Here is a 22,131-nt window from a genome sequence, read left to right on the forward strand (position 1 = left end):
ACACGTTAATACAATGTACTCACTCGCTTCAAAATTGTGGCGTTTTTTAGGTAATTCAGCCGTTGTTGCGATGACCGCGCCAATGGCCGCTTCCGGCAGATGGGACAAAATGATCGTTATTGCTGATAACTAAAACCTATGGGTTTCAGAAACGTCCGCCGAGAGGCAAGATTCCGGTCCGGGACCAGAAAGAAAGGGCGTGCGCAACAGGATGAAAATCGCCTCGCGGGATTGGCTTCGCTCAATCAGAAAGCGATTTTCCGACCAGCCCGGCTAATTCTCTAGCTTTAGCGCCAAGGCATCTGTGAGATGGGTGAGCGCCTGAGCCATCGCCTCTCGCTCAGCCGGTTCCAGGTTGCCTAACAGTTCTGTAAGGCTTTCCGTCTGCACCCTTGCGGCTTCGACAAATACGGCCTCACCGGTCTGTGTGAGTACCACCAGTGTCGAACGTCTGTCTGTCGGATGCGGGCGGCGGGCGGCCAATCCGTCCTTTTCCAGTCCATCGACCAGGGTCGTGATGTTGCGCTTGGTCACGCACAGCCGTTCCGCCAGATCCACCATCGACCGCGCTTGCCCCTTGCTCAAAGCCTGCAAGATTTGAAATCGCGCCGGTGACAGGTCCAACTCGGCCATACCCTGCCGCAGGAACCGCAGAAACGGGGGAATAAACTGGCAGATTGCGTCAGCAGGAGAGATCGCCACTTGCTCTTTCCATTTAGTTTACATATACACTAAGAATACATACATGGAATACCTATCGGACAAGAGGTAACCGATGAACGAGACCGATGCAAACTGGACCGTTATCACCGGATCGACAGGTGGAATCGGCGGCGAGATTGTCAAAATTCTTGCTGCTCGCGGCGATGACATGATTTTGGTCAACCGGTCCGAACCGAAAGCCCAAACGCAGCGCTCGAAGCTCATCGCCAATTATCCGAACTTGAAGGTCGAGCTGATCACCGTGGATCTGATGGATACTGCACAAATTGATACAGCGGTGGACAAGATAGGCGCCTTTCCCGGCCGGATCGATGCGCTGTACAACAACTCGGGCGTGTTGACCGCCGAGAGGGTTCTCAGCGCACAAGGCTTCGAGTCTCAGTTCGCCGTAAACACCTTGGCTCCTTATCAACTGATCACGGGCCTGCGGCGGAAGATGGCGCGGCCCGCCAACGAGACACCTGCTATCGTCGTGAACTTTTCGTCCAGTGCCGTAAACGCGCAAAAAACACTGGAGTTGGGCAATCTGGCCGACCCGGAAAAGGTCGGCGGCATCATGGGCACCTATGCGCAGACCAAATTGGCGGTCACCGCTCTCTCGGCGGCTCTGTCCGATGACCTGAAATCAGACAACATTTTGATCCGCGCCATCGATCCGGGCGCGACAAGAACCGCAATGACAACAAGCGGAAATTCGGCAATGCCAAAACCGCTGCAATGGCTGGCAACGTTCTTCTTCAGTCCTGCGGACAAGCAGGCAGCAAAGCTGGTCGATGGCGCCGATCCGCAAGCATTTGGCTCGCGGTCGGGGATTTATATCGCAAATCGCAAGGAAAAGAAACTGCCCAAGGCTGCGGCCGATGCCAAGATGCAGAAAGAACTCGTCGCATTACTCGAGCGATTGCTGCACGGATAGAAGCGGTGATTACCTTGCCGTGCTCCATTCAGCATTACTTTCCTCTGGCTTCGCTTGTGTGTTTCAAATGCAGCAAGACCGCTCAGCGACGCCGCGCCGTCCGTTCCGGCTTCATCCGCGCGCCCCTAAGCCGCCTTCGCAAAAACCGCCCGTATCGCCGCATCGTGCCAGGCCATCTCCCCGCCTCGCCCATGAAACCCGACATGGCCGCCCTTCTCCAGCAACAGGGTCCGGACCTGAGGGTTCTCGAGCGATAGCGCGGCCATGTAACTCGACGCGGGAATCCAGGGGTCGTTGGCAGCGTGGATCACCAGGCTGGGTACGGCGACGGCCTCCAGAAAAGCCCCTGACGAGCAGCGGCGGTAATAGTCTTCGGCCCCGTCAAAGCCGTTGGCGGGCGCAATGACCCGGTCGTCGTACTGGAAGATGTTTTCCAGTTTCTGCAAAGCCTCGCGGGTGATCCCGGCCTGTTCCAGCACCGCCGCCGAGGTCTCGGCTTTCATGCGCTCGAGCAGGTAGTTCTGATAGAGCCGGTTGCGCGGCGCCATCATCCGGACCTGGGTGGCCTTCAGATCCAGCGGCGCGGAGACCGAGACCGCGGCCCGGACCGGGAAGTCGCGTCCGTACTCGGCCAGGAACTTCAGCATCATGTTGGCGCCGAGGGAATAGCCGGCCAGGTGAAAGCCCTGCGCGCAGAGGGCGGAGTCCTGCTCGCGCAGTCCGGTCAGGAAATCGCGCAGGTCTTCGCTGCGGCCGGCGTGGTAGTGGAAGCGACTCGCAGACGCGCCTGATCCCGCCGTGGGCCCCGCCCCGCGCAGGTTCATGCGCACCACAGCGAAACCGGCGGCCAGCAGCACCCGCGCCGTGTTGCGGATATAGGCGCTGTCGGCGCAGCCGGTCAGGCCGTGGATCAGCAGCACCAGGGGCCGTTCTCGCGCAGCCTCTTCCCCTTCGTGCACCTCCGCAATCAAACGGTCGCCGCTGCCATCTGTCATTCCGATCTCAATACGCCGCGACGGCCAGGGCGAAAGATCCGCACTGTGGCGCAGGATGTAGTTGCGCAGGGTCTGCAGGTCGCCGCCGATCCAGGGGAAGCGTTCCCTGAAGGCACCCGGCGGCTGCCAGGCTTTCAGGTCCAGCGGCGCGCGCGGCCGCCAGGCCTCAGGCCCGGGTGATGGTTGCGGTGTTACGTAACGATCCAAATTCCAAGTGCCCCTTGCACGCGCGTGATCTTGCGGCGATCTGGCCGGCAGCCTCTGGTCCGGAGCCGACAAATCCAGCACCGACAAGCCCAGCACCGAAAAACACGCCACAGCAATGAGATATCTTCAAGACTTTGTCATTCAACGGGACGTCCCGCGCCCTCGTCTTTTCGCTTCCGCCGCTGCACCGGAAAATTGCAATGCAAAACTGCATGAGGTTCGTGCGGCCCTTCGGGTTCACGGAACGAATTTCCAAATGTAAGTTCACAGACAGCTCAGCCGGACGGAGATCGCAGCCTTGCGAATCAAAGGGTTGGGCCACCGAAGGACGTTGTGAGAGGCTTATTCCTGCCGTAAAACAGCAGTATATTCACTTTTTACCGACCCGTGATCATTCAATCAGATGACGAACTATAGTGTACCCTTCAAATTTCTCTCTGTGGCTCTGACCACAGCCGTCGCATTGCCTGTCTCCTCTCCGACGAACCCGGCCGGCTCACGTATTTTGGTGAGCCGGGCCGGGCCGGTGGCAAGCGCATCACGAGGACGATCCGTCTGACTGATCCGCGAGCCGCCGGGTCTTCCTGATCAAACCCCTTTCTCAGGGCGCCTTTGCATCGAGCCAGTCGCGGATGATCCCGATCTGATCCGCATCCATCAGCGCCGGCGCATGGGCGCAGTCGGCGATGGTCGCGAGCTCCGCCTTCGGACCGCGCCCGGTCATTTCCTGCGCGGTTTCATCGAGCAAAAGGTCCGACTCCGCTCCGCGCAGGATCAGGCTCGGGCAGGAAACCGCGTCCCAGACCGGCCAGAGAACCACATCGTTCAGTTCAGCCTGCTTGAAGGCATCGGCGATACGCGGATCGTAGTTCAGACCATAAGTTCCATTGCCGGTCTCCAGAACCGTCACCTCGGTCAGCTTGCGCCACTGCGCATCGCTCAGTTGGCCGAAGCCCGCGTAGGTCGTACGCGCAAACTGTTCAGCGGCGGCGAAGTCCTCGAAGACCGGCTCCGCGCCGACGTAGGCCGCAATGCGTTCCAGAGCCGCCTTGGGGATCACTGCTCCCGCGTCGTTGAGCACAAGAGTCCGCAGCGGCGTCTTGGGCTGCGCCCCGAGCATCATCCCGATCAGCGCCCCCATGGAGGTGCCGACCCAATCGACTTGTTTCACGTCCAGCCGCGCGATCAGCACCGCCATATCGGCCAGGTACTGCGGATAGCCATAGCCCCGCGCATCGGCAAGCCGGTCGCTGTCGCCCCGGCCGACCACATCCGGACAGATCACCCGGTAGCCCGCCCCGGCCAGATCCGCCGCCAGCGCATCGAAGTCGCGCCCGTTGCGGGTCAGGCCATGCACGCAGACGACAGTCCGTCCATTGCCCCGGCCGCCCCCTTCCGGCAGCCACTCCCGGTACACCACCCTGTGGAACCCGCCGGCGGTAAGCCCGAGAAAGCTGTGCAGCTCAGGTGTCATAGGGTCACTCTCCTGTTGGCCGGTCTTCGGTATTGAACGATCTTCAAAACGAACAGCATCACTGCGCGCCGCAAGACGGCGGCAGGGTCTGTGATGACAGTCTAGACAAACAGCCTGCCGGACGAAACGAGAGCTTTTTAACTGAACGAGGCCATTGCTGCTATCTGCCCGGCCGCAGGAAGCGTTTGCGCGCCCGTTCCGCGTCGGCCCGGATCGCGCAGCCTTCGGCATGGTCGTTGATCAGGCCCATGGCCTGGATGAAGGCATAGACCGTGGTCGGCCCTACGAACTTCCAGCCCCGCTTTTTGAGCTCCTTTGAGAGCGCTTTGGACTCCGCCGAGACCGACGCTGTCTGCGACTCGACGTGCTGCAAATCGGGCTCATAGCGCCAGAAGAACGCCGCCAGTGAGCCCTCCGCCGCCACCATTTCGCGCGCCCGCTGCGCATTGTTAATCACCGCCTCGATCTTACCGCGGTGACGCACGATACCCCGGTCCTGCAGCAGGCGATCGACGTCCGCTTCGGTGAAGCCCGCAACCTCATCGAAGTCGAAATGATGAAAGGCCGTGCGGAAATTATCCCGCTTGGCCAGAATCGTCCGCCAGCTCAGGCCGGACTGAAAGGATTCCAGTGAGAGCTTTTCGAAGAGACGGCGGTCGTCCGCGACGGGAAAGCCCCACTCTCGGTCATGATAGTCGATGAATTCCGGCGCTGCGCCGCTCCAGCGGCAGCGGGGTTTTCCATCCGGACCTGGGATTGCCGTACTCACGTTGCGTCTGCCTCTATGCTGCCGCCTTCAACATGCCCTCTCACCCAAGCAGAAACGCCATCCGATCATCGGCCTTCGCCGGTGCGATCTCGGTAATTTCCGCGCGGACCACCTTCTCGGCCACGAAGGGATCTTCCTGCACCCGCGCCTCAAGTTCGGCCCGCGAACTGCCATGGGCCAGAATTCCGCCGCCCCCAATGGGCTGAATGTCGTCGGGCCGTAAGCTGCCCACCAGCAGAAACACGCCCTCCTCGAACCCCCGTGCAATCCAATCCTTGTGCGCCTGCATGAACTGGGCAGCCTGGCTTTTGTTCTCCGCGAACTTCAGCAATACGATAAACATCTCTTTTTCGTCTCCCTTTTTTCCAACGGATTTATCCGGCCACTTCCTGCGCCCGGTCGCTCAACCAGCCGCACATCTCCTCCACCTCGCGCCGGATGAATTTGTCGCCGTGAAAGGCATTCGCCAGGGTCGAAACCCCCTGGCTGCGCGCCAGCAGATGCATGGCGAGCAGGTCCGCGTCCGCCTTGCGCCCGAGCAGCGTGAACTGCCGGCGCAGCCAGGTCCGGAACAGCGTGAAGAGCTTGTTGGCATCCGCCTGGGCCACGTGGTTCAACTTGGCCAACTCCGTGCAGAGCGAGCCCACGGGGCAGCCGTAGCGTTTGATATCGGCCCGGTTCACGATGAGAATGTGGATGAAGCTCCGGATCCGCGCCTCCGGCGTCTCGCCGTCCTCTTCCCACTGCGCCAGCAGGTCGCGGGTTTTGGCGAGCCGCCGCGCGATCACCGCCTCCAGGATCTCGTCCTTGGTCTTGAAGTGATAGTAAAAATTCCCGCGCGAGATCCGCACGGCCTCGGCGATCTGCGAAAAGGAGGTATGTTCAAAGCCCTTCTTGTAAAAGAGCTCGTCCGCCGCCGCGACGATATCATCCCGGGTTGTCTTACCGCTCATGACCCTGCTTTCATTCTGTAGGACGCTCATCCTAGAAACGGAAATTAGGTCAATCGTCCTAAAGAGTCAAGCCAGGACACAAGAGAGTTTTTCCGGGAAATACCGGCAGCAGTCAGAGACCGCCGCCCCTCTCCGTTATCCAGGCGGCAGGTACCGATAGAGCGGATGGTGACGACAGAAACACCCGTGACGTGGCAGCGCTGCCGGCGCGCTCGGCCGGCAGCCGCAATCGACTTTGAAAGCGGCTGCCGGCATTTTGTTTCGCAGGCTTACGAACCAGCCCGCAGGCCGATCCGTCGAAGCACGCTTATCGGGCCGGGTTGCGGTCCCGGTTATTCTTTTTCGATGACTCCGCAGGCGACGCGCGGGCCCGAACCGCCGATCGGCTGAGAGACATGGTCATCGGCATTGGCATGGATCATCAGGGTCGAGCCGTCTGCGTCGAGCAGGTCGCCCACGCCACCCCCACCGATATTCACCATCGTGGTAAACATCTCCGCTTCGCCGATACCGTCTGCGCCCACGAAGATATTCGGCAAGTCGCCTTCTTCCGGCCCATCTGGATTCATCAGGCCGTGGCCGCCCTCCTTGAGGCCGATATGCCCTCTGGCGGTGGTGAAGCCTTCCTGATGCTCGCACAGACCGTGGTTGTGCAGATGCACGCCTTTCTTTCCCGGCTCCAGGCCGGTGACCCGGATGTGAATCATCACACCGTGAGGACCCTGCTCGAAATTGGCGAAGCCGATCTCTGTATTCTCAAGGCCAATGATCTTTGCGCTGGCGGTGTGCGAGCCGTGATCCGCCGCCTGGGCGGCTCCCGCCAGGGTTACGGAGACGGCGAAAGCCGCGCCTTTCAACAAAGATCGTTTCATCCTGTCATTCCTTTCGAGCTCAAATTTAACAGCAGGCCGCATTTCCCGCGGCGGATGGCGACTCCAGCGACGCCGTATAAGCGCAGCGTCGCTCCATATGAGGGTTTTGCGTTAACGGGAGCAATTTTAAAGGCTGATGTTTTTTGATAGAAATAACAAATGAATGGCCTCACGCTGAAGCATCTCCGCTATTTCCTCACTGCCGCGAACCGGGGCCACCTCGCGAGCGCTGCCGTCAAACTGCAGCGCAGTCTTCATACTGGCTGAAGCAGGACAGGCCCCTGCGCAACGGGCCATCCCGATCAGAGAGAACGCCGTCACAAAGGACAAGACCGGGAGATCTTGTTCCCCCGCTCCTTTTCATGACTTTTGAGCCCGGCGGCCCGGCATCACCCTCCTAAAAGAACGCATAGGCCTATACGAATTTAGCCGAGTGACAGGATGACTCCGGCTTCATAGCCTGAGGTCATTTCACGGCTGCACTGCCGACAGATCTTTTTGGGGAACAACGATCATGCGACTGAGACTTTTCCGCCTCACGGCTCTATTGCCGATGCTAACCCTCCTGCTGGGTCAGCCTTCCGCTCCGGCGCACGCCACACCCTTTCTTATTTTCGGGGACGAAATCAATGGGTCCGTCCGCAAGGTCACGGATCCTGCCGGCACCAACTTCTTCGATCAGGACACCGCGAACATCAGCAACGCGTTCGAGTTTACCGGAACCGATGGCGACTACGAACTTAGGGCTGACTTCTTCGCCGCAGATTTCTTTAATGTCTTCGTAGACCGTATACCGCTTTCGCCCAACGCGACGGCACCTAACTACCGCTTCACCTTCAGCGATATCGACTTTCAGATGCCCCGGATCATCACCGGCCTGACAAACATCTCGGGAACGCCGGGCATTGGAATTTTCGATGTAGACATCGGCCCGGACTTCGTCGCCTTTACCCTCGGCACCACCTTCCTCTCCAACGGCGGTTCCTTCGCACGCTCCATCCGTTTCGACAGCGCCCCCGTCTCCGAGACCTCGACCGCCATTCCCGAACCGCGCTCATTGGCGCTTTTTGCGCTGGCACTGACCATCCTGGCTTTCGGCCTGACGCGCGTCAGGCCGGACAATGATCCGGCACAGACTGCGGCCTGAAGTAGCTCAAGCTGACCCCGGCGAGGCCTTGGCCTGACTGGAGCGGCCTGTAAATCGCCAGGCCAGGGTTTCGCCCGCGTGGAACGGCACGACGCTGACATTACCGTCGCCCATCAACTCGGGCAGGTCCTGCGCCTCGCGGCGCAGCGTCACGCTTCCCTCGTTGAGCGGAAGACCGTAGAAGCGCGGACCGAACTCCGACGCGAAGGCCTCGAGCCGCTCGAGAGCGCCTTCTTCTTCGAACGTCTGGGCGTAGCTTTCCAGCGCCATCGGCGCGCTGAAGATGCCGGCGCAGCCGCACGCGCTTTCCTTATCGTGTTTCTGGTGGGGTGCCGAGTCGGTTCCGAGAAAGAACCTGGGCTGGCCCGACGTCGCCGCTTTGCGCAGTGCTTCCTTGTGACGGCGGCGCTTGGCGACCGGCAGACAATAGGCGTGCGGGCGAATCCCACCCTGGAACATGGCGTTGCGGTCGATGCGCAGATGATGTGCCGTAATTGTCGCCGCCAGATTCGCTCCCGCTGCCTCGACAAAGCGAACGGAGTCTTCGGTGGTGATATGTTCAAGCACCACCTTGAGGCTGGGGAAGTCCGCCAGGAGCGGCGTCAGCACCGTCTCGAGGAACACCGCCTCGCGATCGAAGATGTCGATATCGGCGGCAACCACTTCGCCGTGCACCAGAAGCGGCATGCCGATCGCCTGCATGCGTTCCAGTACAGGCCAGATCTTGCGCACATTCGTCACGCCGGCTGCGGAGTTGGTTGTCGCCCCGGCCGGATAGAGCTTGCAGGCCGTGAAGACACCATCCTGGAAGCCCGTTGCGATCTCAGCCGGATCGATCTCATCGGTCAGGTAAGCGGTCATCAGCGGCGTGAAGCGCCGGCCTTCCGGCAAGGCGCTCAGGATGCGCGTTCGATAGGCGTCGGCCGCGGCGGCGGTCGTCACCGGCGGGACCAGGTTCGGCATCACGATGGCGCGCGCAAACTGCCGGGCTGTGTAGTCGGCGGCGAAAGCGAGCATGTCGTCATCGCGGAGATGGACATGCCAATCGTCCGGCTCCCGCAGAGTCAGACTGTCACTAGTCAGACTGTCGTTGGTGTCTTGCGCCAGAGTATCCTGCGCCAGCTCTTGGCCGTTAGTGTCCTGGGATATGACGTCGTCTCCTCAAACGCGAAACCATGCGCCTCATCATTGCCTTATGCCCGATGCGGCCCGTCTCATCAGGCCCCTAATTTGACGAAACACCGCGTTTATTCAAGCTATAAACGAAGTTCGGAGTCAGCCCGCCAAGCCGTTGTTCGTCAGGCCTCCCGTCCCGCAGGTCCGAGTCGATCCAGGAAGGGGTTTTCGGCGCCTCGACGATCGGCTCCTGCGGACCTCTTGCAAGGTCCGGCTTCTATCCAAACATGCCGTTGCCGCCCGCAGGAGCCTGCCGCTGAGACTACGGAGGCGCGCCGCCGGATCTACGCGAATCTGTCTCGCCAACACGCCTGTCTCGACGACGTGCCGGAAACCGATCGGGATGCTCGAAGAATCGTTGCTGGCGACTGGAACGGCGGCCCAGGCCGGGATTTGTTCAAGCGGAGTTATCTCCGCCAAACGTGACCGCGGTTACAAATAGGTCCCCGCCAGCGTAAAGACTTCGCCGCCGAGGCCGAGCTTGAAGCGGGCGATGCCGGGCTGGCTTTCGGTGTTCACGCCGCCCAGGTCGAGCCAGTCGATCCCGCCCGCCTTCAGAGTCTCGATGCCGCGCCAGAGCAGCAGGTTGTGGGCCTGGCCGACGCGCCCGTCGTCACTGGTCCAGGAGGCAAGGTAGGTGGCGGCTCTGCCGTGGCGCACCAGGATGACGCCGGCGACCTGGTCTCCGCCCAGCCGTGCCGTGAGGGCGACCACGGCCTTGCGGTCGTGGCCTGCCAGGGCGGCGATGAAATCGCCGCTGGGGCCGACGAAGCGCTTCTTGCGGCGGAAGCGATCATAGAGCTGCAGACTTTGGTTCAGGCGGCGCGGGTTGGTCGTCACCCCCACGTCAAAGCTGGCCTTTTCCGCCTGCCGCAGGGCGTTGCGCCACTTGCCGTGCAAGCCGGCGCGCAAGGCCTCCAGGGGCGACCGCAGGTCGAGCCAGATCGAACTGTAGCCGGTCACGACCGGGCGCAGGCTCTGGGCCCGCAGCATGGCGGCGCTCTGCGGCGTATCAGGCAGTTCCGGCAGCCAGAACAGGAAGTCGCCGAAGCGGCGGCGGCGGAACTGCCGGGCGATGGTTTCGCAGACCGCTGGTGCGCGCGGATCTTCGCGTGGGTCGTCCGGTGGGTCAATCAGCCAGATGGGGCCGCGCAGCACCCGCGCAATGCGGAGGCCAAGGCGGTCCCGACAGAAGGCCTGGACCAGGGCCAGCGGTTCGCCGCCCTGGCCGACGATCAGACCGCGCTCGGCCCGCAGGCCCTGCTCGCTTTCGATCGCCGCGCCGTAAGCCCAGGCCTGTTCCAGGCTGCTCTGCCCGGCCTGGCGTGTCAGGGCGTCCCAGGTCTCACGGGGACAGGGCTGCCAGGCAATATCGGCGCCGACTTCGGGTTCAGGTTCAGGTTCGGGTTTTGGTTTTGGGGCGATGACCATGGCCGTCATCATCCCGGTTTTCACCGGGCCCGGCAATCATTAGTCTGTGGCTATGACCCAGTCGGCCGACAGCCCTTCATCGGAGAAGTTAGCGGAGATCCGGGGGCACCGGATTCCCAAGCGCCGCTTCACGCGCTGGGCGCTCTACTACTTCATGCTCTACATCGTGCTGCCGGTGCTGAGCGTCAGCCTGCTGGCCGACGCGCTTTTGTATTTTCTTTTCACCCGCTTCACCGGCCACTGCTACGCGCTTTTCTGTCTGTTTAACTGACGCGTCATGTGAGCGTGTTTTGCTCAATAGAATTCAAATATGCTGCCTTTTGGATTTGCCTTAAACGCGCATTTGAATGCCTGATGATTCCGATTGAACAAAACACGCTCGAGACCGGGCTGGAACCGATCCGACACAGGCCGAAAACGCTCTTTGGGTGCCGAGGATAATCGCGGCGTAGCTTGCAGTACTGAGGACAGCCATTCGCGAGCGGCTTCAACATTCGTGCTCTCAGCGTCACCTCTGCGCAGCATAGAGGGTGTAGAATCTTGTCGGCGCAGACAATGCATGGCGGCAGGTTTTCCCTCTGCTCGGGAAGCGAACTTGTCGCAAGTCGCCCCGCTGACCTATGCTTTGAGGCGGGGCACCATACCGCTGGCTTGGAGCCATGCCAAATCCCAATCTGGTGCCGGACCGGCAAAAGGCTGACGCAAGCCGCCGAAGACCGACCTATAGGAGATTAAGGTCATGAAGGTCCAAACGATTTCTGATCTCATTGACTGGACTCGGATGATGCACCATCAGCTCGCCGAGAGTCTGGCCGACGGTTCGACGCAACATGAGCAGGAAATGACAAAGTTGCTGTTGGCTTACCTCGCTGACCACGAGACTGCTTTGGAAAGAATTATCGAGGGCTTCGAGCAGCAAGCCGATTCCAAAGCGCTCAAAACCTGGGTGTACGATTATCTGGGGCGCGAGCCGGTCGATATCCACCGCAGCTGCGACGCGCCCTTTGCGGAAATGAACTTCGATGAGATCTGCGGGCGAGTGTTCAACGTGCACAACCAGGTGATCGATCTCTATCGGGATTTGCTGGCTCGCGCCGATATTCTCGAAGCCCAAGAACTCCTGAAGGAGCTCCTGGCTACAGAGGAGCACGAGACGATGCGTCTCGCGCAACAGACAAACCGAATGCGGGATATGTGAAGGCTTGGCATTCAGCCAGAGCAGATCCGGTTTAGATGGAATCGCCTTCGGCGATCCGTCGTACCGGTGAATCTGCTCGTACTATATGACGCGCTCTAGTCTATCTGCCCGCGACGCAGTGAGATCGATCTGCCCCCCGCCACATGCCCGGGCAATCACTGCTCAGGCAATCAGGGTCACGGCTGCTTGTTGGATGCGGCAAAACTCTAAGCTCGTCACATGGCGGCGAGACCTGCCTTGGCGCACTCCTCGTCCTGCCCGCCCTGAACGCCGCTGACGCCGACACCGCCGATGACTTTGCCATCTTTCATAATCGGCATGCCGCCGGGCGAAGCAGCAATGCCGGGAAAAGTCACCAATGCGGTCCGGCCCCCGGCGATCGCCTCCGCGAAAGCACGGGTCGGGCGGCGGTAGGTCGCCGCCGCGCTCGCTTTGATCTGGGCGATCTCAACACTGGCTGTTTGCGTATTGTCCATGCGTTCGAAATAGACAAGAAAGCCGTGATTATCGACGACGGCAACGGCGACGTTCCAGCTATTCGCGCGACAGGCTTCTATCGTGGCCGCGGCGATGCGCTTGGCGGTGGCACCATCCACCGGGGCGCCATAGTCCGGCCGCTGCTGCGCCGCCGCCGGCGTCGAGAAAACGGCCAAAGCGAACAGACCGAGGATGGAAACTGCAAATCTCCGCACTGATATAGTCCTCCCTGCAAATTGTTATTCAAGACTTGCAGGCTTTTGCCGTCCCGGCAAGTCATGGGGGTAAGGTTTAATGGGATGGTCCTTCCTTGCGTTGCTGATGTGGGCACATCAAGCATCGCAAAGCAAAACCGCGGTTGGGAGGGCTATCCCATTGGACCTGACACCGGCTACATACGCTACGCTTGGGTTGAGCTACCCCGATTACATACGCTTGACCAAGATAGTCCGATCGGCGCCAGTAGGTCATGTGCGGACAATCCGGAAACCAATTCCAGCGCGCGCAAATTTTCCATCTAGTTTTACCATAAATTGTGATACACTACTTTTTATATCGTAAAAAATGCATTTTACATCCGTCGCGCAGCGCGCTTTTTTCGACACCGACCAAACATTCTGTTTTTGGGAGCCTCCGGTGCGCCGACGCGGTTCAAAAACCTTACCAAGGAGAATGGTCATGCGCTTTGAAAGCTTTTCGAGGACAGTCTCGCTCGCATCCTTATTTTTCTTGATGCCCTTCGCCGCCGCCGCAGACGAGGGTCACCCCTTTAAAATGCCCGCTATCGGACAGTCCTTCAGCTATCAGCAAACAGAAACCGGGAAACCCGATTTGGCCTGGACCGAGACCGTTAAGGGCGTCGGTCAGCACAATGGTCACGAGGTATATTTTCTGGAGGGTAGGCCCGGCGCTCAATACACCACGGCTCGACGGGTCGCCGATGGAAATTATGTCGGTTGGATAAACGAAAAAGGCCAACCCACGTTCTCGGGAAGCCCTTATGTCGGTCAATACAAATGGCCCATGAAGATCGGCGAAAGCTGGAACACAAGATATACTTGGAAGAACCACGGCAAAGGCAAAAACTACGCAATCAAAGAGTCATGGGAAGTTGTTGCCTTCGAAGATCTGACCACGCCAGCGGGAACCTTTCCTGTCTACAAACTGGAGACGGAATCCAAATCCCGCACGAAGACGACCTGGTTTAGCCCGGCACTTGGCGTTGAGATCAAAGCCGTGCAAATCAGAAAGAACGGCGATACCCGAACAACGACTCTCACCAAAATTTCTGACGGGTCATCTTAAGCACTTCTTTCAGACGGTCCGGTCGCCCGTCCGCATCTCACCTCTGATGCAAAGCCGGACAAACGGCCGCAAATGCGTCTAAACCCGGAGAGACTTCGATGAAGATCATGAACTGGAACATCGAGTGGATGAACAAGTGGTTTTCCGGCAACAATACCCCCCGATGGGGATCGAGCAGTCTGTCTGAAAGTCAGGCAATGACATGCGCAGCCAAGGCCGCAGCGGTAATCAACGACGTTGGCCCAGATCTTCTTTGTCTTCAGGAAGGTCCGAGCGCAATTGCGGAAATGGAGTTGTTCCTGGGGGAGTTCTTTACCGATACAAGTGGTCCGGTCTTTGAAGCAATTATTGGAAGCGATGGTCGTGCTCAAAAGCTGTATGTCTTGCGTCGCCGAGACGGCGCGTTCACTGCAATGGAACGCGTCATAGATGCGCCCACACAGGCTTTAGCTGATCAATGGGACGCCGACGTGAACGGGGATATGCTTCTGGAAGGTTATGATTTTACGCGACTCCCGCTTGTTGTCGACGTCGACCCGGCTGGAACCGCGCCAATCCGGGTGGTCGTTCTGCACACAAAATCGAAATATGTCCACCAAGGCGAAAGCAAATGGAACAATCCAAGCCGCCGACAGGAGTTTGTCGTTGAGGCTTTAGAGGCGCGCCGCCGGATCTCTGCGGAAGGGTTTCGCTTGCGCGCTTATCTCGACGACCTGCTGCAAGTCGATCGAGACGCCCGGATCATCGTCACTGGTGATTGGAACGACGGCCCCGGCCGGGATTTGTTCGAGCGCAGTTATTTAACCCATAACGTCGCCGATATTGTTCTTGGATCAACCTTTACCCCTGATTTGATTTTTCACCATCCGCTCCTGAGACATGTACAGGCACCTGCGCTGTTTACGGCGCGTTTCGATGACTTCGTGGACGAAATCGACGACCGTCCTCTATTGCTCGATCATTTCGCTGTTTCACCGGCGCTCGCGCCCGTCGTTCAAAACGCGGATATCTGTCATGACGCATATGAGGCTCAGATCACAGGCAACGGCACCGCCCGTCAGGATCGACCGAGCGATCATCGTCCCATCATCGTTGAACTCGCCTAGCCGCTGACCTAACAATGACTATCTACTCTGCATCCCGAGAGCGCGCAAATTACCACTGCACTCCATAGCAGGGGAACCAGGGTCAGATGGTCTTTTGAATAAACGGGGTCTTGTGTGGACGGCCCGATTCCAGTTGCGCGGGCGTTTTGGTCGCTACGAAGCGCATGGTCTGGCGCTGCACGGTCTCGGCGATCGCCTCCGCATGATCGATAAATAGCCGATGACCGGCACCCGCTCGGCATTTGAGGCTGAACGAACGATTGAGATGTGCGGCGATGCTGGACGAAGCGGCAACTGAAAGCTTCGGTCAATTCATTGAAACAAACTGTCTCGCAAATAGGGACCACCTCTTGCGCCTATTTCTGATTGAAAGTTTTTTAACGGTTATGCACTAACTTTCATAAGAGGAAGGTCCGTTGACATCTGCCATATCTATAATAATTAACATTTAAAAATCAATTATTTACAATAATTATGAAAATATTATAGTGAACCATAAAGGTTTAAAATAAACATGCCTGTAGCTCTGATAATTTTCTTTGCGTTACTCTTTTTACTCGGAATACTTGTCGTTTCGCATCACTTCGTGAAGGAAAAAAAACGCAGGACCGAGTTCATACGCATAGCTGAAGAATTGGGCCTATCCTTCTCTAAAAAAGCTGATAGAGCGTTCCGCAAGCGGCTCAAAGACTTTGGCCGCTTTGCCAGCCGTGGCGGAAAGTACCGTGCTAGCCCTGTCGGAAAGTACCGTTATCACGCAAACATAATCAATGTATTGCGCGACAGCAGGAATGGCGTCGAGATGGTGTTTTTTGAATGCCGGCAAAGGTGGGGGAAATCTGGGGCTATGGATAGTGTTTTCTATTTTAGATCACCATCGATGAACTTACCCCAGTTCTCTTTGCGTGAAATGCTTCCCGCCACTCAGCTTTTACTTGGATTTATGACGCCTAACTCTGGAATAAACTTAAAGAATCATCCCAAATTTTCCGAAATGTATTATCTTACAAGCAATAATGAAAAAGCCGTGCTGAAACTATTTGACGACAAGCTTGTTTCTTTCCTTGAAAATCAGGATGGATTTCATATTGAAGCGAACCATGACGAGATTATTATTTACACTGCAAATACAGAGTATCGAACCACTAATTACCGTCCATATAAACGGATCGAACCTCACGAGTTTAAGCAACTTAGATCGAGCGCTATTGATATCTTTGAACATTTTAGAGCATAAAAGATCCGACCTCTGACTGTAACCGGGGTCTCTTGTAACTGGTGTCACGTCATGTTTTGTGCATTGCCGCTGCACATGGGCAGGATCACGATGGCGCGTTTCCAACCTCGATAAAAGTCTCCGCAGAAAAGCCGTTGAAGCGCGACGCCGCCGAGGAGCTGTAGGCGCCCATACGCGCGATCTCGATCCAGTCGCCTTCGCGCACGTCGTCCGGCAGCGTGAACTGACAGGGCAGCACATCAATGGAATCGCAGGTCGGGCCGTTGATGGTGAAGCGCGCGGAGATCGGCGAGACTTCGCCCTCCAGGCGGATCAGGCGGGCCGGAGGCTCGATAGCGATCATGCCGAGTTCCGACAGGCTGCCGTAAATTCCATCGTTGATGTAAAGCTGCTCCCCCTTGCGCAGGTGCACCTGGGTCAGAAGCGAACAGCCCTCCGCCACCAATGCCCTGCCCGGCTCACAGAGCAGTTCAAGGTCCGGGCCGAGCTCCAGCGCCGCGACCCCCGCGCGGATTGCCTCGAAAAAGTCTTCCAGGGGCGGCGCTTCGACATTGGCGTAGCTGACCGGGAAGCCGCCGCCCACATCCAGGCAGGCGACTTCGACTCCCGCCATCTCGATCACCTCGCCCACGATCTTGAGCGCGGTGATAAAGGCCTCCGGATGGCAGCACTGGCTGCCGACATGAAAGGCGATTCCCGTGCGGCAGCCGCGCACCCGGGCCTGCTGCAGGATCGCGGCGGCCTCGACCGGGTTGGCACCGAACTTGGAAGAAAGATGCAGCAGGGTCCCCTCGGCAGGTGGCGTGATCACGCGCACCAGGATGACCAGTTCGCCGAAGTCGGCCTCCGTTCCTCCGGCGATCCGGGTTTCCTCCAGGATCTTCTCCAGTTCATCCGGGTGGTCGACCACATAGTGGGTCAGGCCGTAAACCCGCCGCGCGGTCTTGATCACCGAACGGCTCTTGACCGGATGCATGAAGTAACAGCTGGCGTCGTCATAGGTCTCGGCGACCTGGGCGATTTCCGGCAGCGAGGCCGTATCGAAATGCCGGACGCCGGCCTCGTAAAGACAGCTCAGAACCAGCGGGTGCGGATTGCACTTCAGGGCATAGAGAACCTTGCCAGGAAATCCGGCCAGAAAGCGGCGGGTGACGTCCCGGATCAGGTCCGGACGCAGGCAGAAGATCGGGTAGCTGGGTTCCAGAGCCCGCACCACGGCATCGGCGTCCGCGAAGCGTCTTACATCCTTGCGCAAAAGCTTTGCCTCTGTCCTGAATCGGTCATCAGATATTAACCGATGTCACGAAATTCCAGCGCCTCATTCGGGCGGGCGCGGGCAAAAAGCCACGGGCCGGGGGGTAAGTCCAGCCCGCTTTCAAAAGCTGTGACATTTGTATGTCATAATGAAAAGCTGCAGGCCAATTCTGTAGGCCGATTCTGCGGGCCGATTCTGCGGGCCGATTCGAAAAGACGCTCCGCTACTTCCGAACGATGTTGAGCCGTTTCATGGCCTCTGCGCCCACGTCCTTGAAAGACCTGGCCAGGGCCTTGACCTCGCTGCCGATGGCGATGCGGTGATCCTTCATATAGGCTTCGTGGTTTTTCTCAATATCCTCAAGCATATAGCGGTAATTCACCATGATCCCGGCGGACTGTTTTATGCCGTTTTGCGAGGTGTCGCCCAGCCAGTTCATATGCTCCAGACGCGCACCGTTCTTCAGGTGAAAGCGCGCCACGGGGTCGACCGGCAGGCCTTTGGCCTGGCGCGCGTGGAAGTAGGCCGTGCAGAGGCGCATCAGCGGACCGCGCAAAGTCTCCTCGGTCACCTTGTCCTGGAACCAGTTTTCAACCGCCAGGATGGTGTCGAGCGCGTCCAGCGTCTTCTCGTTCTCACCGAGCGCCCGGATGCCGTCACGTTCGTTATCCTGCAGAAAAACATCAATCTTTTCGGGGTCTCCGTCTCTCAGCCACTTGCGGAAACCGGGGACGGGAGAGAGGGTCGAGAAGACCTTGAGACCCGGCAGGTCATGGGCCAGCGACTGCACCGCCTGCTTGATCAGATGGTCGCCGAAGGTCACGCCGCGCAGACCGCGCTGAGTGTTGGAAATCGAGTAGAAAATCGCCGTATCCGCCGCGCCCGGGTCGGCCTGCGGCGCGCTCTCATCCAGCAGTGTCTGAACGTTTCTGGCGATGCCCTTGACCAGCGCGACCTCAATGAAAGTCAGGGGTTCCTCGGGCATGCGCGGGTGGAAGAGCGCGAAGCAGCGCCGGTCGGAATCCAGGCGGTTGCGCAGGTCGTCCCAGGAACGGATCTCGTGCACCGCCTCGTAAGCGATGAGTTTCTCCAGCAGCGCCGCGGGCGAATCCCACGTGATCCGAAGCATGTCGAGAAAACCCGGATCGAACCAGGACGACAGGAGATCCCGCAGATCGTGATCCAGCCCGCGCAGATAGGGATCGCCGTTGCTCAAATGCAGCAGGTCGGCACGCAGGTCCACAAGGAACTTGACGCCCTCGGGTAACCCATTGAACTGCTTGAGAAGTCTGACCCGCGGAGGAATCACGACCCGGCGCAGGCGCTCTTCGGCCTCGAGCTTCGCGTCCGGATCGGCCTCGAACTGGTAGTCCGAGATCGCCTTGGCCACCAGATCGGGATCGAGCGCGTATTCGCGTGCGAGGGTCGCGAGGAAATCGGCGCGTCCCTGCGTGTCCAGTTCCAGGTAGCTCTTGCCCAGTTCAGCGGCCCGCATGCGCGCGGAGACCTCGCCGCCGCGCGCTTCCAGGCATTCCGCCATGAGCTTGCGGATGGTTTTCTTGTCGCCATTGGCCGCGGGCACAGCTTTGAGTCCAACCGAACGCGCGGCGCTATTGGCAATATCCCGCCAGGCACCGGCCAGGTTGGAGAGTGTCCGCTCTACAAGGGTTTCCGTCTCTGGAACCGCCATCTCTTCACCTCATCCTACATCCGTGCCGCCCCATAACCCTGGTGGGAGACCCGCCGTCCTCAATCCTATCACGGATTTATTGCATCATTGTGCGCGGCAGCCACAGGGCGATTTCTGGGACAAGGCAAAGGATGATAATCCCCAAAACCATACAGAACATGAACGGCAGCGCACCCCAGAGGATGGTCGGCAGGCGCACATCAGGGGCAATCCCGTTGATAACGTAGAGATTTAGGCCCACCGGCGGGGTGATCAACCCGATTTCCATGTTGATGGTCAGAACCACGGCGAACCAGATGGGATCGAAGCCGGCGGCCTCGATGATCGGTACCAGGGTCGGTGCGGTCATGAGGATCACCGCGACCGGCGGCAGGAAGAACCCGGCCACCAGCAGGAAGATATTGATGCAGAACATCAAAACCCAGCGGTTCACCTCCAGCTCACCGATCCAGATGGCCAGGGACTGGGTGATGAAGAGCGACGACATCATGTAGCTGAAAAGCGCCGCAGCGGCGATGATCATCATGATCATGACCGATTCCCGCATGGACTCCTTGAAGATCTTCCAAAAGGCGAAGGGCCGCCACATGCGATAGATCACGGCCACCACCAGGATGCAGAAAACCGCCCCGACCCCTGCCGCCTCGGAAGGGGTCGCCACGCCGCCGTAAAGCACCCAGAGGATACCGGCGATGATGATCAGGAAGGGCAGAACCTTGGGCAGAATCTCGAAACGCTGCTTCAGAGTGAAGTGCGCGGAAACATCACTGAAACGGTAACCGCCGCGCCAGGCGACGAAGAGTCCCCAGCAGGTGAAGAGCGCGGTCAGCATCAGTCCCGGCAGCAGACCGGCCAGGAACAGGCGGCCAATGGAGGTTTCGGTCGCGATACCGTAGACGATCATGGTCACCGAGGGCGGGATCAGGATGCCCAATGTGCCCCCGGCCGCGATGGAGCCTGTCGCCAAACCGGCGGGATAACCGCGCTTGCGCATTTCGGGAATGCCCATCTTGCCGATGGCCGCGCAGGTCGCCGGCGAGGATCCCGAGAGCGCCGCGAAGATCGCGCAGGCACTGATATTGGAGACCAGCAATCCGCCCGGCACCTTGTAGAGCCAGCGGTCCAGCGCTTCGTAGAGATCGCTGCCGGCTCTGGAAGAGGCAATCGCGGAGCCCATAACGATGAACATCGGGATTGAGAGCAGCGCGAAGCTGTCGATGCCGCCGTAAAAGATCTGCGGAATGACGTCCAACGCGCCCATGCCGTCAAAGATCAGCAGGAAGCCGACGGCGACAATGCCCAAGGAGAATGCCACCGGTGTCCCGGACATCAGGATCACGATGGTGACGACGGCGACCAATACGCCAAGGGCCAGAGGGCTCATGACTGGCGCTCCTCTGGTTTCAGGCCAAAGGGCATATCACGCCCTGTGATCAGTGAAAGCATGTCCGCCACGTACTGCAGCGACAGCAAACCCATGCCCAGAGGCATTGCGATGTAGGGTATCCAGAGCGGCGGCGCCCAGACTGTCTCCCCGTGCCAGTTCCCGACCCAGGCTTCTTCCCACCAGAGCAAACCGCGCCAGGCAATGATGACGCAGAAGATCAGCGACAGGACCGAGGACAGAAGCGCCAATGCAACCCGGCCCCTGTGGCCCAGGTAAATCGGCAGCAGGTCCACATTGACGTGCCCCTTGGTGAGCAGAACGTAAGGGCCACCCAGGAAGGTCGCGCCGATCAGGCTGAAAGTGACGAACTCGTGCTGCCAAATCGCCGATGCGCCCAAACCATAGCGCACGATCACCAGATGGCAGACCACGACCACCGATGCAATCAGGAGCAGGACGGAGGCAACGCCGCAAGCGACAGATAGGCGCCGGACAGCTTCGATAAAAATATTCATGACTTCAATACTTTATGCTTCAGGAGCAACGACAAAGCGGTCGCGCTGGGAGGCACGCTGCCCGGCAGGACGGCAGCGCAATGAGCGACAACTCGATAGGCACGCTCTTGTGAGCGCCAATTCATTCTTTAGAAGTCGTGGGAGGGACGCTCGCCAATCAGGTCCAGCCAGCGTCCCCTCACCCACTTGAGCTTACTCGACGGCGAGCGCCTTCTCGATCAGTTCCTTACCGCCGGGAACCTTCTCGGCGAAGTTCTTGTAAGAGGACTCCTTGGCGATCGCGACCCACTTGGCGTGCTGTTCAGCCGACATGCCGACGACCTCGACTCCAGCGCCCTTGTAGGCGTCGACCAGTTTCTGATCGAGGCCCTTGGCGGCATCGAAGAAGTAGTCTTCAGCAACCTGCCCCGCGGCCATGAAAGCGTCTTTCTGTTTGTCGTCGAGCTTGTTCCAGGTCTTCTTGGACATCAGGATCGGCTCATACATGAACCACAGGGCATTCGCGCCCGGCTCGGTCAGGCAGCTGACCTGCTCATAGATACGATAGGAAACGAAGCTGCCGGAACTGGTGTTGGCGCCGTCGAGAACGCCGGTCTGCAGACCGGTGTAAATTTCCGAACTCGGCATGGCATTGATTGACGCACCCGCAGCCACCAGCATCTGCTCAAAGGCCGGCCCGGCCGCCCGCAGGACCTGTCCCCTGGCATCTTCCGGATCCAGGATGCACTCCTTTTTGGAGGCAAAACCGCCGGCCAGCCAAGCATCTGAAATCACCACGACACCGGCATCATCGATGATCTTCTTGATGTCCGCCATAAAGTCAGAGTCGTTCAACCGCTTCGCGTGATCGTGGTTCTTGACCAGACCGGGCATCAGGGTCGAGCTGAACTGCGGATGTTTACCGCTGGCGTAATCGAGCGGAAAGGCAGAGACGTCGAGCTGCCCCTTGACCATGGCGTCCCACTGCTGCTTTGGCTTGAAGAGGGATTTGCCCGGGTAGACCTGCAGGGTGACGCCGACACCGGCCTTCTCGACCTCGCGTTTGATGATTTGAACCATCTCGTCACGCACATCACCTTTACCGCCCGGCCATTGGTGCGAGGCTTTGAGCTTGATATCAGCCGCCTGAACGTTTGCGGATAGGGCCATAACCGCGGTCACACCGACGACACCGGCCATCAAACCCGGCAAGAAACCAGATAGAGTTTTCATTTTTTCCCTCCCATGTTCGCGCGCCTTCTATCAGCCCGCATTCCTTCTCGAACTTCATAGGAGCCTATCGCGGCTCGATTTATGAG

22 protein-coding genes are annotated in these 22,131 nt (G+C 59.0%); 7 read left to right on the forward strand and 15 right to left on the reverse strand.

Features of this window, described 5'->3' with window-relative positions; translation table 11 throughout:
• Positions 1-273 precede the first annotated feature (273 nt).
• Positions 274-702, reverse strand: a complete 429-nt coding sequence (locus FKG95_RS10150) for a MarR family winged helix-turn-helix transcriptional regulator (RefSeq protein WP_142896245.1) — start codon at positions 700-702, stop codon at positions 274-276.
• Positions 703-775: 73 nt separating this feature from the next.
• Between FKG95_RS10150 and FKG95_RS10155 the strand changes: the two genes are divergently transcribed.
• The gene (locus tag FKG95_RS10155; protein ID WP_142896246.1) at positions 776-1,639 is read left to right on the forward strand and encodes an SDR family NAD(P)-dependent oxidoreductase; all 864 of its coding nucleotides are present in this window, start codon (positions 776-778) and stop codon (positions 1,637-1,639) included.
• 125 nt (positions 1,640-1,764) lie between these two features.
• On the opposite strand, the gene FKG95_RS10160 is transcribed toward FKG95_RS10155, so the two are convergent.
• From FKG95_RS10160 to FKG95_RS10185, 6 genes are all read right to left on the reverse strand, one after another.
• Entirely contained in the window at positions 1,765-2,841 is a 1,077-nt protein-coding gene (locus tag FKG95_RS10160; protein ID WP_246116736.1) for a YheT family hydrolase, read from the reverse strand.
• A gap of 601 nt (positions 2,842-3,442) precedes the next feature.
• Complete coding sequence (locus FKG95_RS10165; protein WP_142896247.1) at positions 3,443-4,315, reverse strand: alpha/beta fold hydrolase; 873 nt, start codon at positions 4,313-4,315, stop codon at positions 3,443-3,445.
• A 160-nt stretch (positions 4,316-4,475) separates the two neighbouring features.
• Positions 4,476-5,084 carry a DNA-3-methyladenine glycosylase I gene (locus tag FKG95_RS10170; RefSeq protein WP_142896248.1) on the reverse strand — a complete coding sequence of 203 codons (609 nt, stop codon included), beginning with the start codon at positions 5,082-5,084 and terminating at the stop codon, positions 4,476-4,478.
• Positions 5,085-5,124: 40 nt separating this feature from the next.
• Positions 5,125-5,427, reverse strand: a complete 303-nt coding sequence (locus tag FKG95_RS10175; RefSeq protein ID WP_142896249.1) for a YciI family protein — start codon at positions 5,425-5,427, stop codon at positions 5,125-5,127.
• A 31-nt stretch (positions 5,428-5,458) separates the two neighbouring features.
• A complete protein-coding gene (locus tag FKG95_RS10180; protein WP_142896250.1) occupies positions 5,459-6,037 on the reverse strand; it encodes a TetR/AcrR family transcriptional regulator in 579 nt (192 codons plus the stop codon).
• Between the two features lie 332 nt (positions 6,038-6,369).
• Positions 6,370-6,909, reverse strand: coding sequence for a superoxide dismutase family protein (locus FKG95_RS10185; protein ID WP_179954033.1), 540 nt, complete (start codon positions 6,907-6,909; stop codon positions 6,370-6,372).
• A 514-nt stretch (positions 6,910-7,423) separates the two neighbouring features.
• Here FKG95_RS10185 and FKG95_RS10190 point away from each other — a divergent pair.
• Positions 7,424-8,056, forward strand: coding sequence for a hypothetical protein (locus FKG95_RS10190; protein ID WP_142896251.1), 633 nt, complete (start codon positions 7,424-7,426; stop codon positions 8,054-8,056).
• Positions 8,057-8,062: 6 nt separating this feature from the next.
• On the opposite strand, the gene pyrC is transcribed toward FKG95_RS10190, so the two are convergent.
• Positions 8,063-9,178, reverse strand: a complete 1,116-nt coding sequence (gene pyrC / locus FKG95_RS10195) for a dihydroorotase (RefSeq protein ID WP_342779227.1) — start codon at positions 9,176-9,178, stop codon at positions 8,063-8,065.
• Positions 9,179-9,664: 486 nt separating this feature from the next.
• Complete coding sequence (locus FKG95_RS10200; RefSeq protein WP_142896253.1) at positions 9,665-10,675, reverse strand: lipid II:glycine glycyltransferase FemX; 1,011 nt, start codon at positions 10,673-10,675, stop codon at positions 9,665-9,667.
• A 40-nt stretch (positions 10,676-10,715) separates the two neighbouring features.
• Between FKG95_RS10200 and FKG95_RS10205 the strand changes: the two genes are divergently transcribed.
• Together FKG95_RS10205 and FKG95_RS10210 are read left to right on the forward strand one after the other, a co-directional pair.
• Positions 10,716-10,934, forward strand: coding sequence for a hypothetical protein (locus FKG95_RS10205; protein ID WP_142896254.1), 219 nt, complete (start codon positions 10,716-10,718; stop codon positions 10,932-10,934).
• A 468-nt stretch (positions 10,935-11,402) separates the two neighbouring features.
• Complete coding sequence (locus FKG95_RS10210; protein ID WP_142896255.1) at positions 11,403-11,861, forward strand: ATPase; 459 nt, start codon at positions 11,403-11,405, stop codon at positions 11,859-11,861.
• 215 nt (positions 11,862-12,076) lie between these two features.
• Here FKG95_RS10210 and FKG95_RS10215 read toward each other — a convergent pair whose 3' ends face one another.
• The gene (locus FKG95_RS10215; RefSeq protein WP_218940153.1) at positions 12,077-12,553 is read right to left on the reverse strand and encodes a GlcG/HbpS family heme-binding protein; all 477 of its coding nucleotides are present in this window, start codon (positions 12,551-12,553) and stop codon (positions 12,077-12,079) included.
• Between the two features lie 463 nt (positions 12,554-13,016).
• On the opposite strand from FKG95_RS10215, the gene FKG95_RS10220 reads away from it, so the two are divergent.
• The 3 genes from FKG95_RS10220 (at position 13,017) to FKG95_RS10230 (ending at position 15,986) form a co-directional block, all read left to right on the forward strand.
• Positions 13,017-13,643: a hypothetical protein gene (locus FKG95_RS10220; protein WP_142896256.1), complete on the forward strand. Its 627-nt coding sequence runs from the start codon at positions 13,017-13,019 to the stop codon at positions 13,641-13,643.
• A gap of 98 nt (positions 13,644-13,741) precedes the next feature.
• Positions 13,742-14,749 carry an endonuclease/exonuclease/phosphatase family protein gene (locus tag FKG95_RS10225; protein WP_142896257.1) on the forward strand — a complete coding sequence of 336 codons (1,008 nt, stop codon included), beginning with the start codon at positions 13,742-13,744 and terminating at the stop codon, positions 14,747-14,749.
• A gap of 514 nt (positions 14,750-15,263) precedes the next feature.
• Positions 15,264-15,986, forward strand: coding sequence for a hypothetical protein (locus FKG95_RS10230; RefSeq protein WP_142896258.1), 723 nt, complete (start codon positions 15,264-15,266; stop codon positions 15,984-15,986).
• A gap of 85 nt (positions 15,987-16,071) precedes the next feature.
• Here the strand turns inward: FKG95_RS10230 and FKG95_RS10235 are convergent, their stop codons facing one another.
• The 5 genes from FKG95_RS10235 to dctP form a co-directional block, all read right to left on the reverse strand.
• Positions 16,072-17,241 carry a type III PLP-dependent enzyme gene (locus FKG95_RS10235; RefSeq protein WP_142896259.1) on the reverse strand — a complete coding sequence of 390 codons (1,170 nt, stop codon included), beginning with the start codon at positions 17,239-17,241 and terminating at the stop codon, positions 16,072-16,074.
• A 223-nt stretch (positions 17,242-17,464) separates the two neighbouring features.
• Entirely contained in the window at positions 17,465-18,931 is a 1,467-nt protein-coding gene (locus tag FKG95_RS10240; RefSeq protein ID WP_218940154.1) for a malonyl-CoA decarboxylase, read from the reverse strand.
• A gap of 76 nt (positions 18,932-19,007) precedes the next feature.
• Positions 19,008-20,315, reverse strand: a complete 1,308-nt coding sequence (locus tag FKG95_RS10245) for a TRAP transporter large permease (RefSeq protein ID WP_142896260.1) — start codon at positions 20,313-20,315, stop codon at positions 19,008-19,010.
• Entirely contained in the window at positions 20,312-20,833 is a 522-nt protein-coding gene (locus FKG95_RS10250) for a TRAP transporter small permease (protein WP_142896261.1), read from the reverse strand. Before FKG95_RS10250 ends, FKG95_RS10245 begins: the two co-directional genes overlap by 4 nt.
• A 192-nt stretch (positions 20,834-21,025) precedes the next feature.
• Positions 21,026-22,045, reverse strand: a complete 1,020-nt coding sequence (gene dctP, locus FKG95_RS10255; protein WP_179954034.1) for a TRAP transporter substrate-binding protein DctP — start codon at positions 22,043-22,045, stop codon at positions 21,026-21,028.
• Positions 22,046-22,131: the final 86 nt, after the last annotated feature.

Origin of the sequence: Denitrobaculum tricleocarpae (assembly GCF_007004665.1) — a bacterium.
Lineage (GTDB): Bacteria > Pseudomonadota > Alphaproteobacteria > Kiloniellales > Kiloniellaceae > Denitrobaculum > Denitrobaculum tricleocarpae.

Excerpts from the sequence above, each read along its gene's own strand:
- FKG95_RS10210 (WP_142896255.1), top strand. The coding sequence starts at position 11,403 with ATGAAGGTCCAAACGATTTCTGATCTCATTGACTGGACTCGGATGATG.
- FKG95_RS10240 (WP_218940154.1), bottom strand. The coding sequence starts at position 18,931 with ATGGCGGTTCCAGAGACGGAAACCCTTGTAGAGCGGACACTCTCCAAC.
- FKG95_RS10230 (WP_142896258.1), top strand. The coding sequence starts at position 15,264 with ATGCCTGTAGCTCTGATAATTTTCTTTGCGTTACTCTTTTTACTCGGA.
- FKG95_RS10245 (WP_142896260.1), bottom strand. The coding sequence starts at position 20,315 with ATGAGCCCTCTGGCCCTTGGCGTATTGGTCGCCGTCGTCACCATCGTG.
- FKG95_RS10155 (WP_142896246.1), top strand. The coding sequence starts at position 776 with ATGAACGAGACCGATGCAAACTGGACCGTTATCACCGGATCGACAGGT.
- FKG95_RS10185 (WP_179954033.1), bottom strand. The coding sequence starts at position 6,909 with ATGAAACGATCTTTGTTGAAAGGCGCGGCTTTCGCCGTCTCCGTAACC.
- FKG95_RS10225 (WP_142896257.1), top strand. The coding sequence starts at position 13,742 with ATGAAGATCATGAACTGGAACATCGAGTGGATGAACAAGTGGTTTTCC.
- FKG95_RS10165 (WP_142896247.1), bottom strand. The coding sequence starts at position 4,315 with ATGACACCTGAGCTGCACAGCTTTCTCGGGCTTACCGCCGGCGGGTTC.
- dctP (WP_179954034.1), bottom strand. The coding sequence starts at position 22,045 with ATGAAAACTCTATCTGGTTTCTTGCCGGGTTTGATGGCCGGTGTCGTC.
- FKG95_RS10190 (WP_142896251.1), top strand. The coding sequence starts at position 7,424 with ATGCGACTGAGACTTTTCCGCCTCACGGCTCTATTGCCGATGCTAACC.
- FKG95_RS10200 (WP_142896253.1), bottom strand. The coding sequence starts at position 10,675 with ATGATGACGGCCATGGTCATCGCCCCAAAACCAAAACCCGAACCTGAA.
- FKG95_RS10205 (WP_142896254.1), top strand. The coding sequence starts at position 10,716 with ATGACCCAGTCGGCCGACAGCCCTTCATCGGAGAAGTTAGCGGAGATC.
- FKG95_RS10250 (WP_142896261.1), bottom strand. The coding sequence starts at position 20,833 with ATGAATATTTTTATCGAAGCTGTCCGGCGCCTATCTGTCGCTTGCGGC.
- FKG95_RS10175 (WP_142896249.1), bottom strand. The coding sequence starts at position 5,427 with ATGTTTATCGTATTGCTGAAGTTCGCGGAGAACAAAAGCCAGGCTGCC.
- FKG95_RS10220 (WP_142896256.1), top strand. The coding sequence starts at position 13,017 with ATGCGCTTTGAAAGCTTTTCGAGGACAGTCTCGCTCGCATCCTTATTT.
- FKG95_RS10180 (WP_142896250.1), bottom strand. The coding sequence starts at position 6,037 with ATGAGCGGTAAGACAACCCGGGATGATATCGTCGCGGCGGCGGACGAG.